Origin of the sequence: Streptococcus suis, from assembly GCF_029616525.1 — a bacterium.
Taxonomy (GTDB): domain Bacteria; phylum Bacillota; class Bacilli; order Lactobacillales; family Streptococcaceae; genus Streptococcus; species Streptococcus suis_AF.
On the sequence record NZ_JANFME010000034.1, the window covers coordinates 1 to 11,364 of the forward strand.

Annotated in this window: 12 protein-coding genes and 1 pseudogene; 2 read left to right on the top strand and 11 right to left on the bottom strand. The window is 40.1% G+C overall.

The window, feature by feature from the left end; all coding sequences use genetic code 11:
• Positions 1-216: 216 nt before the first annotated feature.
• The 6 genes from NOL38_RS09940 to NOL38_RS09965 all read right to left on the bottom strand — a co-directional run bounded on the left by NOL38_RS09940 (position 217) and on the right by NOL38_RS09965 (position 5,885).
• Positions 217-1,218: an aldose epimerase family protein gene (locus tag NOL38_RS09940; RefSeq protein WP_277942056.1), complete on the bottom strand. Its 1,002-nt coding sequence runs from the start codon at positions 1,216-1,218 to the stop codon at positions 217-219.
• Between the two features lie 215 nt (positions 1,219-1,433).
• Positions 1,434-1,829 carry a PTS sugar transporter subunit IIA gene (locus NOL38_RS09945; protein ID WP_277942057.1) on the bottom strand — a complete coding sequence of 132 codons (396 nt, stop codon included), beginning with the start codon at positions 1,827-1,829 and terminating at the stop codon, positions 1,434-1,436.
• Between the two features lie 3 nt (positions 1,830-1,832).
• Positions 1,833-2,651, bottom strand: a complete 819-nt coding sequence (locus NOL38_RS09950) for a PTS system mannose/fructose/sorbose family transporter subunit IID (RefSeq protein ID WP_277942058.1) — start codon at positions 2,649-2,651, stop codon at positions 1,833-1,835.
• On the bottom strand, positions 2,638-3,534 hold the full coding sequence (locus NOL38_RS09955; RefSeq protein WP_277942061.1) for a PTS mannose/fructose/sorbose/N-acetylgalactosamine transporter subunit IIC: 897 nt from the start codon (positions 3,532-3,534) through the stop codon (positions 2,638-2,640). Before NOL38_RS09955 ends, NOL38_RS09950 begins: the two co-directional genes overlap by 14 nt.
• A gap of 39 nt (positions 3,535-3,573) precedes the next feature.
• Positions 3,574-4,059 carry a PTS sugar transporter subunit IIB gene (locus NOL38_RS09960; RefSeq protein ID WP_105109652.1) on the bottom strand — a complete coding sequence of 162 codons (486 nt, stop codon included), beginning with the start codon at positions 4,057-4,059 and terminating at the stop codon, positions 3,574-3,576.
• A gap of 53 nt (positions 4,060-4,112) precedes the next feature.
• Positions 4,113-5,885, bottom strand: a complete 1,773-nt coding sequence (locus NOL38_RS09965) for a glycoside hydrolase family 35 protein (protein ID WP_277942059.1) — start codon at positions 5,883-5,885, stop codon at positions 4,113-4,115.
• Positions 5,886-6,105: 220 nt separating this feature from the next.
• On the opposite strand from NOL38_RS09965, the gene agaR reads away from it, so the two are divergent.
• On the top strand, positions 6,106-6,816 hold the full coding sequence (gene agaR, locus NOL38_RS09970; RefSeq protein ID WP_172034978.1) for a transcriptional regulator AgaR: 711 nt from the start codon (positions 6,106-6,108) through the stop codon (positions 6,814-6,816).
• Between the two features lie 139 nt (positions 6,817-6,955).
• On the opposite strand, the gene NOL38_RS09975 is transcribed toward agaR, so the two are convergent.
• The 4 genes from NOL38_RS09975 to recX all read right to left on the bottom strand — a co-directional run bounded on the left by NOL38_RS09975 (position 6,956) and on the right by recX (position 9,547).
• Positions 6,956-7,687, bottom strand: a complete 732-nt coding sequence (locus tag NOL38_RS09975) for a GntR family transcriptional regulator (protein WP_074391581.1) — start codon at positions 7,685-7,687, stop codon at positions 6,956-6,958.
• A 99-nt stretch (positions 7,688-7,786) separates the two neighbouring features.
• Entirely contained in the window at positions 7,787-8,104 is a 318-nt protein-coding gene (locus NOL38_RS09980) for a DUF960 domain-containing protein (RefSeq protein ID WP_004194104.1), read from the bottom strand.
• Between the two features lie 57 nt (positions 8,105-8,161).
• Positions 8,162-8,695 (bottom strand): nucleoside tri-diphosphate phosphatase, encoded by a 534-nt coding sequence (gene ntdP / locus NOL38_RS09985; RefSeq protein ID WP_004194106.1) that lies wholly within the window; start codon positions 8,693-8,695, stop codon positions 8,162-8,164.
• A gap of 75 nt (positions 8,696-8,770) precedes the next feature.
• Complete coding sequence (recX, locus tag NOL38_RS09990) at positions 8,771-9,547, bottom strand: recombination regulator RecX (RefSeq protein ID WP_099871064.1); 777 nt, start codon at positions 9,545-9,547, stop codon at positions 8,771-8,773.
• Positions 9,548-9,584: 37 nt separating this feature from the next.
• On the opposite strand from recX, the gene rlmD reads away from it, so the two are divergent.
• Complete coding sequence (gene rlmD, locus NOL38_RS09995; RefSeq protein ID WP_277942060.1) at positions 9,585-10,937, top strand: 23S rRNA (uracil(1939)-C(5))-methyltransferase RlmD; 1,353 nt, start codon at positions 9,585-9,587, stop codon at positions 10,935-10,937.
• Between the two features lie 185 nt (positions 10,938-11,122).
• Here the strand turns inward: rlmD and NOL38_RS10000 are convergent.
• Positions 11,123-11,364, bottom strand: a pseudogene (locus NOL38_RS10000) (hypothetical protein); the annotation flags it as partial.

The following is an 11,364-nucleotide window of genomic DNA, read 5'->3' on the forward strand; positions in this document are numbered from 1 at the left end:
AGTCTATCCCCAGACTGTTTCACTCCCACCCCCGCACAGCTCAAACTGTCTGGGAGACAGTTTGAGGTTGGAGATAAGGCGAACTCTGTTCGCATCAGTCGTAGAGGCCAGATTTGGAGTGCAAAACACGAACAAATCTGCCAATCAACCACTGCGCTGAGATGTTGATACAAACTCTGAGTAGTGGTCCTGGACTTTTTGCCCAGCCTCTTACCATTACCATCTAAACTGGTAAATCGTTTGTGACAGGTAATCCTGTCCGTTTTCCAATAAAATCGAACCAAACCCTTCTTGGTTGCAGGTATTAGGTAGAGCCTGACATTCCAGACTGAATGCCCCGTGAAAAGTAGCCAATTCCTCCACAGGATAATTGTAGGTATAAATGACGACAGAAGGTTGATTGGTGCGGACACTGAGTTCGACTTTCCCATCTGGACTGACCACGCGCACAGGCACATCTACCTCATCCAATAGCCACGGATGGTCATACCCCTTGACCAAAACATTCTGGGCAAAATCACTATCAAATCCTTGAGCAAATGTCCCTCCAGAACGGAAATCAAACGGTGTATCCGTCACTTCTTGCAAAACGCCGGTCGGCAGATTGTCCTCGCCCAAGGGAGCAAAACGGCTAGCCGCGATGATCAACTTGTGGTCAGCCACCGACTGCGTAAAATCGCCGGTCAAATTAAAATACACATGGTTGGTCGGATTAAAAATCGTATCCTTATCCGATACAGCCTGGTAGTCAACTGTCAATTCATTTTTATCCGTCAAACAATAAATAGCCTTGACCCTCACATCACCAGGAAAGCCATTAAAACCATCTTTTAGGACCATACCAAAGGTCACTTGATTTCTCTCATGGTCAAGAGCAACATCCCAGTATTGTTCATTTGCCGTGTCAACCCCACCGTGTAGAGTCCTACCAGGTTCATTTTCTGTGAAATGGTAGCTTGTTCCCTTTATCTCAGCTTGGGCACCTGAAATACGCCCCGCTACTGGGATAATTGTTGAACCAGGATACAAATCTGTCTTGCGGTAATCTTCATCCGACTTAGCAGCCAAACTGACATTCCGTAGACCGGCATTTTCGTCTACCGGCAAGAGTACTTGCACCACTCTGGCACCAAAATCCGTCAGAGTGACCTGCATACCATTTTTATTTTTCAAGCAATAGAGTTTCGCTTTTTGACCAAATTCTTTTACTTCAATCATTTCTTTTCCTCATAAGCCAAATGAGGGAGTCACTATTGCAACTCCCTCAGGATACTTAAAGCCTATCTAAATAGATGACTAACTTGTATATCTTACGATTAGACTTTAGAATTGTCCTCGATTTTCCAATTTCTAAGCTCGGGCTGAAACAGTCACTTGAACTTCCCTCGCTCTCCTATTTCTAGGCTCGGGCTGAAAAACTCCACTGGAGTTTTTCACTCATCCTCATCGCTTGTTAGTAGGCTATTGACGTGAACAAGGTTGCTTGTACCGAATTCCACATAGTCAACTGCTTCACCTAGCAGGACACCGTTCAAGAAACCGATAACCATTGGCATGTTCATACCTGCATAGAGGTCAAACTGTCCGCCTTCAATCAATTTTCGTGATACGACATTGGCTGGTGTACCGCCTAACAAATCTGCGAAGACAACGAAGTCATCTAGATTAGCAATTGTTTCTTCAAATTTTTTCTGGAAGTCTTCTGGACCTTCTTCTGGTAAAAGCGCTACTGTATAGATATCCTCCTGAGGACCCATAATCATCTCAGTAGATTTCTTCAACTCTTCACAGAAGAGACCGTGACTTACTAAAATTAAATTCTTAGCCATATCTTACGCCATACCGAATACGAAGTGACCGATAGCAGAAAGTCCAACTGCAAGTGCGATGATAATCAAGATAGCTTTAGTAGAAGTCATGCCCTTACGGCCAAGCAACCAGAATACAAATCCTGTGAAGATTGCTGGAACCAAACGTGGGAAGATTGAGTTAAGCAAGTCTTGGATATCGATTGTTTTCTCACCAATTGCTGGAGCCCAAGATACTTCAAAGTTGATCATAGTTGCAATCAAAGCACCCATCATGAAGACACCCATTACTGATGCAGCATCAACAAGGGCAGTCAACTTATCACGCATAGTTGTGATCAGTTTAGTACCTTCTTTGTAGGCAATTTCCAACTGTTTCCAACGGAAGATGTCATATACTACTGCAACTGCTACCCAAAGGAAGATACCAATTGGGTTACCATCAGAAGCTAATGTTGCTGCAATAGTACCCATGATTGCTGGAACCAATGAACCAAAGATTGAGTCACCAATCGGTGCAAATGGACCCATCAAACCAGTCTTGATACCGTTAACCGCATCTTTAGAAGCAACACCGTCGCTTTCTTCCAAAGCCAAGTCAATACCTGTGATGATGGTATGGAAGAATGGTGAAGTATTGAAGAATTGCGTATGCAATTTCATCATTTCTTTCAATTCAGGAGTGCCGTCTCCATACATTTTACGAAGCTGTGGCAAGATCATATAAAGGTAACCTGAACCTTGCATACGCTCATAGTTCCAACCAAGTTGGTAAGTGAACAAGCTACGTTTGTTAATCTGATTAAAATCTTCTTTTGTTAATTTGTAATTAGATTTCGTCATCGTCAATTTCCCCACTTTCTGAATTTGATGGAGCAACTACTGCTACTTTTTGGCTGTTGATATAGTGTAAAACTGAAAGGAAGATACCAACAATTGCGATACCAATCATTGACAAGCCTTTGAAGTTGTTTACAAATGCTACACCAGAATCTTCTGGAAGTGTACCAACGATGCCAGCTACAGCGCCACCCAATGCAGATACGTTACCGTAAAGAACAGTCAACATAGCTGTAAGGACAAAACCAAATGCCAAGTAGTGAAGGTTGCGTTTAAGTGGAAGGTAGTGAAGCAAGATAGCGAAACCAAGACCTGGAAGCATACGTGCAGCCAATGTCAAACCGTTTGCAACCCATTGATATTGTTGGATAGCTTGTACCATTGCATCTACGAATTCACCACCGAATGCAAGAGCAAGGAATACAGGGAGTGCACGAGAGAGTGCCCATGGGATAGCACCGAGAAGGTAGTTACGTTCGATTGCTGCGTAATCAAATTTTTCAACAGCTGCATCCACACGGTGTGCGAAGTAAGTGGTTGAGAAACGACCAGCAATATCTGTATAGACAAGGAGTGCTGCTACTGGAACCGCGATTGTTGCTACAGCTAATTCTGGATCAATACCTTGTGATACTGAGAAGGCTGTTGCAAGAACTGCACCAGAAGTTGCGTCGATACGAGATGCACCACCGAAAGTACCCACGCCGAGTACCATCAATTGAAGAGACGCTCCGATTGTCAAACCAGTTGCCAAATCACCCATGATCAAACCAGAGATGAAACCAGCAAAAACTGGTGAACCAGCTGATGATACAATCGTCAACTCATCACAGATTTGATAAGCTGAATAGAGCGTTAGAAGTAATATTTGCCACCATTGCATAATAGTGATCCTCCTTTAAAATTTTTCAAAAATATCCAAAGTTTATCTAACTTTATCCAAGAGTGGCATAAAGTCTTTTGGTGTGTCACCTGGTACCATTTGAGCAATCAATTTAACTCCTTTAGCAACCAAGGCATCGAAATCTGCAATGTCCTTATCTACAACGTTGATAGAACGTGTTACAGAGCGTGTTTCTGGTGATTGAGACATATTACCTACGTTCAATTCTGCCAATTCCACTCCATATTCAACTAAACGTAGGAAGTTTTCAGGACGACGGGCAACAATCAAAAGACGTTGGCTATCGTACTTCCCTTCCTTAATGTTATTAGCAGCCTTTTCGATCGGTAAAATCGATAATTTTACGCCTGGAGGACATGCTAATTTCAGTCCTTGTTTTTCAATGTCATTTTGAGCAACAGCATCATCGATAACCATGATACGACCGATGTTCAATTTCGTCGTCCATAAGTTAGCAACCTGACCGTGGATCAAACGACCATCAATACGCGTAGCAATAATTGCCATACAGTGTTCTCCTTTTCTTCATAAATCTTTTAGGCAGAAACCGATTAAAATTTCTACAAGTCTTTTATAACGGGTCTTTGTGAAAAATGAATCTTCTCTCTATATTTTCCTTCTGTCTCGAAGACAATTATTTCATTCGCTCCTTTCTTTAAGTATCCTTTTGGAATATAGAGATAGAGGATTGGTCCTTTTTCCCAAAAACGTCCAATATTTACATTGTTAACGAAAACAACTCCCTTACCAAAACCTGTCATGTCTAAGTAAGTATCCGCAAGTTCATTCAGTTCAAACTGATAACGATAGAAAGCAGCTTGACCTTCCTCCCAGCCCTTACTAAAATCCAGGTCCTCAACTGACTCAAGATGCAAAGGATAGGTTTCCCAATGACCAATAAAATGTAAATCAGCCATAGCACCTCGACCAAGCCCTTTAGACTGGGTAGGAGCCGTTAGTTTGTGCCCATAATTGACACGTCCCATATTTTCTACCAAAATATCTAATGTTAGCTTGTCATCTTTAAAATCCAATTCAACATCGTCACCAATCTCTGTCTGATACTGAGTTGCAACGAATTTTCCATCTGCATAAATTTGGATACGGTCACGCGCATCAACCACTCGGAAACGTTCCGCTTCTGTCCTATCCCGCTCCAACTCTGTTCTATATAAAATATAACCTGTTGACTGATCAAGTTCTTCCATATTCTTAGGATAAAACCCTTTTACGCAATCGCTTACATTTTCTAGAGTAGCAAATAGACTCACCTTATCATGAAGCGACACATCTGAAAAAGCTTTTGCCTCTTTTACAAGCGGTTCTGCATACTCTAATTCAGGATAGACTTCTTTCAAACGTTGTTGCAAAATATAAAACTTCTTAGTAGGATTTCCAGCTTCATCCAATATAGCATCATAATCATAAGAAGTTACCTGAGGCAAATCAATTTGACCACGAGCAGAGCAACCATTCATGAAACCAAAATTTGTTCCACCATGGAACATGTACAGATTCAAGGAGCCCAATTCGATACATTCCATAACCGAATCAACCATTTCCTCCGGCTCTCTACGAATAATTTCATCGCCCCAACGATTGAACCAACCATCCCAAAATTCCATACACATGAGTGGCCAATTCTTCTGATGTTCATTAAAGAATGCCGTCATATTTGCAAAATTCTCTCTAGCTTTAGAACCAAAGTTTCCTGTTACAAATACATCGTCCTCTATCAGTGTTCCTGCACGTAATGTTGCTCGCCAAGAACCGTCCGAGGTAAACAAGGGAGCAGTTAGACCATGTTTACGCATCAAGCCAGCCACCGATCTTAGATACTCCTTCTCCTCACCATAAGAGCCATACTCATTTTCCACTTGGAACATAAGTACATTTCCACCCTGTGCGAGTTGGAGCTTGGCCAATTTAGGAATAAGAGAAGCGTAATATTCATCTAAGTGCTGCAAGTACACCGAATCACTCGAACGTACTCTAAGCTCTTCCTTCATCAACCAAGCAGGGAGGCCACCCCATTCCCACTCCGCACAAATATAAGGGGAAGGACGTACAATCGCATAAAGCCCTAATTCTTGAGCCAATTTCAAAAATCGCTCAATATCCAATATACCCTCGTAACAAAACTCACCCTTTCGAGGTTCATGCATATTCCAAGGGACATAGGTTTCAACCGTATTAAAACCAAGGGCCTTTAAGTTATACAAAGAATGGTACCAATCATCAGGATGGACACGAAAATAATGAATCGCGCCTGATAAAATCTTAAAGGGTTCACCGTCCAAATAAAATTGGTCTCCAATATAAAATTCTTTCATTTCTTCCTCCGATGTAACCGTTTACCTTTCTATTAATATACTAACACTTATTTGTGGTTATGTCCAGTACTTTTTTAAAAATTTTTTACTTTTTTTACAAACACCTCTATTTCCTTACTCCGAAAGGGATTACATCTATTTTTTTATGGATTTCAGCTATATTTTTTGATTTTCATCAATTAATTTAGTATAATAAGCCATGGAAAGGAAGGAAATAAGTATGAAAGTACCTAAGTACCAGCTTATACAAAACGACTTACGTCAGCAAATCATTTCTGGTAAATTTGAAAATGGCGACAAATTTTACACAGAATCTGAATTAACAAAACTATTTAACGTTAGCTCTATTACCGTTATTCGTGCAGTAAACGAACTAGTTAAAGACGGCTACCTCGTTCGTCAACAAGGTAAAGGAACCTTTGTATCCCGTTCACGCAAAGGACGTCTTGTAGAATTTTCTGATATTGAGATTTTTCCGATGGATAAGGATAAGGTTACTGTTCTCTCGTGCGAAAAAGGCAATAAACCCGATATCCTTGAAAAACTAAATCTTGATAAGAATGAGTTTTACTATAAAATTGTACGCGTCCGCGCAGCAGAAGACACTCCATACATCTTCCACAATTCATATATCCCTCAACGATATATCCAGAATCCAGATGCTCCACTCGAGCACTATCAATCAATCTATCAACGCTTCAAACTGGACTACAATATCCACATGTCCGAAGAACCATTTGTAGAAACGAATGAAATTGTCAGCCCATGTCCAAAAGAGGTTGCCTCTCATTTGAAATTAAAAGCGACTGAACCAGCTGTACTACAAAACAAAACAACTACTAACAGTACTAGCGGTGAAGTGATGGAATATACTGAAACTTACAAACACTGGAAGTATTACAAATTTGAAATTACAGCCAATCATCGCTAAAAAAACGCAGACTAACGTCCGCGTTTTTTTCATACCCAATAACAATCAAAAGTAGCCTAGGAAACGAAACCGAAGATAGAACTGGATTTCATCAAGGCTCTTGACAACGAATAATTTTGATTTTCGAAGAGTATTGATTCTAATATCCCCGTTGATGGGTAATCTTGTAACGAAACTGGTCCGCTCTAGCAATACTAAACGTAAACTCGATAATTCTATTCTTATCATTATACGTTTTTCTTACCAAATGAAGCACTGGACTATTGCTTGGAATTCCGAGTATCTTAGCTTCATTATCCAAAGCAATACTTGCATAGAACTCTTCTTCTGCCAAACGAATCACCTGATGATAATCCTCTGAAAAAATTTCATACAAGGGAGTTGACTTCATTTGCTGAGCAGCTAATCCAGGAAATAGCGAGGCAGGAACATATGTCCTTTCCAACATCATCGGAACCTCATCTGCAAGTCTCAAACGTTCAACTTCAAACACTTCCTCACCCTGACTAAGTTGTAGATGCTGCGCAATATAGTCCGACGCCTTAACCAATTCAAAGGATAAAATCGATGTCCTTGGTACTTTCCCAATTTTTTTCATTTGCTCAGTAAAACTATAGGCCTGAGACAAATCAACTGCAGTATCTGAAATCTCAGATACATAGGTTCCCTTACCATGCTTCTTATAGACTAAGCCACGTTTTTCCAATTCTTGCAAAGCCAAACGAACTGTAATACGACTGACACCATAAACCTGTGTCAACTCACGCTCTGAAAATAACTTGTCATTCGGAGCCATCCTCTCGCGAATTGCAACTTCCAATTCATCAACCAACTGCAAATAGAGAGGTTTTTCAACAGTTTGACTAACCATAGACTCCTCCTTTCTAGCCCACATAAGCTTACAAATCTATTTTACACCAAATTTCATATATTAACAACATCTTAGGTAATGAAATACCAGCTCTTCAAGCTAAAGCAAGGTCACCTCATCTGGCAAAGTAATGGTCTCTTTTCCCTGCTTGTCCATTACCAAGATTGTTGAGGGATAAAAAGGATCAAAACGACTACTTAGATCTACAGCCAGTACATTTTTATAACCTTCCTGCGAAAAGACCAGCGTAATCTTACCACGACGATTTTTGATAGAAAAACGGATTACACTTTTTAACGGAATAACCCCTTTTAAGTAGTGATCAATAACATACCAGAAACTATCAATCACTTCCCCAGGAAGCGAGGTCACAACTCCAAAACTTGCATAGCGCCCATTTGTTTGTTCAAAGGCCATAAGCCCCTCCTTTACAATAAGAAAAAAGCCTGTAAAACAGGATTTTCTTTTCTAACTTTATCTACTTCTCAGTTCTAAATAGCGTTTGTACCAGATATTAACGTAGGCTGGAGAGAATGGTCCGCGCTGGTTATTAATCCAATCAACCAGTATCTTGACATTTTCCTTCAAAATAAAATCAATATCATCCGAATACTTCATCGCCTTACGATGACGCTCATATTCATCCACATCCAGCAGTCTCTTTTCACCATCAGCAAAGACCTTAACATCTAGGTCATAATCAATGTATTTGAGTGCCTCATTGTCGAGAACATATGGACTAGCAAGGTTACAATAATAGGAAACTCCGTTTTCACGAATCATTGCAATGATATTGAACCAGTATTTTTTATGAAAATAAACGATTGCTGGCTCTCTTGTTACCCAACGCCTACCATCATTTTCAGTCACTAAGGTATGATTATTGACTCCAATAATAGCATTTTCCGTTGTTTTTAATACCATGGTGTCACGCCAAGTGCGATGAATTTCACCGTCATGCTTATAACTTTGAATTGTAATAAAGTCGCCTTCCTTTGGTAATTTCACTTTGTTACCAACTTTCTACAATTACAATTTATCTTGACTATTATATCATATTTTTCTAACCTAGGCTAAATTTTTTCACAAATAATCACGAAGGACAGCCTGAATCCGATCAAAGTCATAACCCTTTCGAGCTAAAGCCTGTATCAACCTTTGCTTCAATTCATAGCCTTCATATTTACGACTATATTTTCTATACTGCTTATCCAATTCCTTGGCGATTAAATCATCTTCATTTTCCTCATCAGCCACAAGTTCCAACTGACCCAGGCTTTGTTTGGCCGTCTCATAAGAAAAACCCTTGCCCATCAATCCCTGTACAACTTTATCTTGCAAAGCTCGAAGAGGCAATTTTCTTTGGTATCTACCCACCAATTTCTCCCCAATCTTCCTAGCAAGCTCTAAAAAATCTTCCTCTGCCAGCCTTTTATCAATCAGCGGTTTAGGAATTCCTTTCTGCATCAACTTCTGACGAATCATAGCTGGTCCCTTATCTCCATTTAGAGCATTCTGACGAACATAGCTATCAACATAATTCTCATCGTCTAGCCATTTTTCCTCTTCTAATACCGTCACAATCTTGACAATATTGTTTTCTTCAATTTCATATTTTTTTAGATAATCACTAACTTCTTTTTTGGTACGTTGCTTGAAGGAAAGGTAATAAAGTGCTAGATTTTTCCCATAAGAAAACTGAGCAAAATCGCGAAGCTCACGAAACTCCTGCTCCGTGATTTCCTTTCCCTTACTAAGCATGAAGCGAACAATTGTGTCTTCCGTAATATATAAACTATCCTGACCATCCACTTCAAGTAAATAAAGACGTTTCTTCTTTTCAATTTTTGTAATTCTCATTCTTTCATTATACAGGATTTTTCGGTAAAATAATAATATGAATCTACAAGTAAACCAACGAATCCCCTTAAAAATCAAACGAATGGGCATCAACGGAGAAGGCATCGGATTTTATCAAAAAACGCTAGTCTTTGTCCCTGGTGCCCTTAAGGGGGAAGAAATTTTTTGTCAAATTACCTCAATCAAACGAAATTTCGTTGAAGCAAAATTGTTAAAAATCAACAAGGAATCAAAATTCCGTGTCAAGCCTGCCTGTGACATCTATCAAGCCTGTGGTGGTTGTCAAATCATGCACCTCCGCTATGATAAACAATTAGACTTCAAACAAGCTCTCTTACAGCAGGCCCTAAAAAAGTTCAAACCAGCTGGCTACGAAAACTACACTATTTATCCAACAATCGGTATGGATAAGCCTAGCCACTATCGTGCCAAATTACAGTTCCAGACTCGATCTTACAAAGATCAAGTCAAAGCTGGTCTCTATGCGGAAAATTCCCATCGCTTGATTGGAATTACGAATTGTTACGTCCAAGATGCCGAAACACAAGAGATTATCAACGGAATCGCAAAGCTACTCACCAAGCACCGTATTCCTATTTATAATGAGCGCAAGCAACATGGAATCCGCACGGTTATGGTCCGCAAGGCTCGAAAAACAGGTCAAGTTCAAGTGATCTTTATCACCGCTTGTCAGGTTAATCTTATTAAATTAATTGATGAACTCACCAGTCAATTTCCAAGTATAATCACTATTGCTCTAAACTGGAATAGACAGAAAACGAGTGATATTTATGGTGAAAAAACAGAAATTTTATGGGGCGAACAAGCTATCGATGAAGCTGTTTTAGATTACGAATTCTCGCTATCTCCACGGGCATTTTACCAACTAAATCCCCAACAAACAGAAATTCTATATGGCGAGGCCGTCAAGGCTTTGGATATTTCAGGAGATGAAGACTTGATTGATGCCTACTGTGGCGTGGGCACAATCGGCTTCGCCTTTGCTAAAAAGGTCAAATCTGTTCGAGGTATGGACATTATTCCAGAAGCCATCGAGGATGCTAAAGCAAACGCTAAGCGAATGGGACTATCCAATACCCACTATGAGGCAGGTAAAGCAGAAGAGATCATTCCAAAGTGGTACCAAGAAGGCTACAGGGCCGATGCCTTGGTAGTTGATCCCCCACGAACTGGACTCGACGAAAAGCTCCTCAAAACCATTTTGGATTACAGACCAGCTAAAATGGTTTATGTATCCTGCAACGTCTCCACTCTTGCAAGGGACCTTGTTGAGCTAAGCAAAGCCTACAAGGTAGAATACATTCAATCTGTCGACATGTTTCCCCACACAGCACGGACCGAGGCGGTTGTTAAACTAAGCAAAAAATAAAAGGCACTATAAGACTATGACGGGTAAACCCACTATGGTCATATAGAGCCTTTTTGAGTGTAGAAAAAATCCCCTATGACCTACACTGAAAGACAACAAAACTCACATTTTCCAACAACAATTCCAACACCAAATTAGAAACAACTAACAATCTCATCAAAGTCATTAAAAAAATGCCTTTGGTTTCAGGAAGATGAAACGGATTTTGATGCTTTGAACAGTGAAAAGCTGGGGAGAGCCCTTTTCAGCTTATCTCCTAGAAATAAGAAAGAGATAAAAAAGAGAGAACGAATTTCGTCCTCTCTAGGTGTTAGCTTTTCGGGCTCTATAATTTCTGTAGTGGGTAAATCCACCATGGAAATTATGGAGCCTTTTTGAGTATAGAAAAAAGTCCCATATGACCTATAATGAAAAGTGTTCAACCAAA

Coding starts and splice junctions, on each gene's coding strand:
- NOL38_RS09940 (WP_277942056.1), bottom strand. CDS start 1,218: ATGATTGAAGTAAAAGAATTTGGTCAAAAAGCGAAACTCTATTGCTTG.
- NOL38_RS09945 (WP_277942057.1), bottom strand. CDS start 1,829: ATGGCTAAGAATTTAATTTTAGTAAGTCACGGTCTCTTCTGTGAAGAG.
- NOL38_RS09950 (WP_277942058.1), bottom strand. CDS start 2,651: ATGACGAAATCTAATTACAAATTAACAAAAGAAGATTTTAATCAGATT.
- NOL38_RS09960 (WP_105109652.1), bottom strand. CDS start 4,059: ATGGCAATTATTGCTACGCGTATTGATGGTCGTTTGATCCACGGTCAG.
- NOL38_RS09965 (WP_277942059.1), bottom strand. CDS start 5,885: ATGAAAGAATTTTATATTGGAGACCAATTTTATTTGGACGGTGAACCC.
- agaR (WP_172034978.1), top strand. CDS start 6,106: ATGAAAGTACCTAAGTACCAGCTTATACAAAACGACTTACGTCAGCAA.
- NOL38_RS09975 (WP_074391581.1), bottom strand. CDS start 7,687: ATGGTTAGTCAAACTGTTGAAAAACCTCTCTATTTGCAGTTGGTTGAT.
- NOL38_RS09980 (WP_004194104.1), bottom strand. CDS start 8,104: ATGGCCTTTGAACAAACAAATGGGCGCTATGCAAGTTTTGGAGTTGTG.
- recX (WP_099871064.1), bottom strand. CDS start 9,547: ATGAGAATTACAAAAATTGAAAAGAAGAAACGTCTTTATTTACTTGAA.
- rlmD (WP_277942060.1), top strand. CDS start 9,585: ATGAATCTACAAGTAAACCAACGAATCCCCTTAAAAATCAAACGAATG.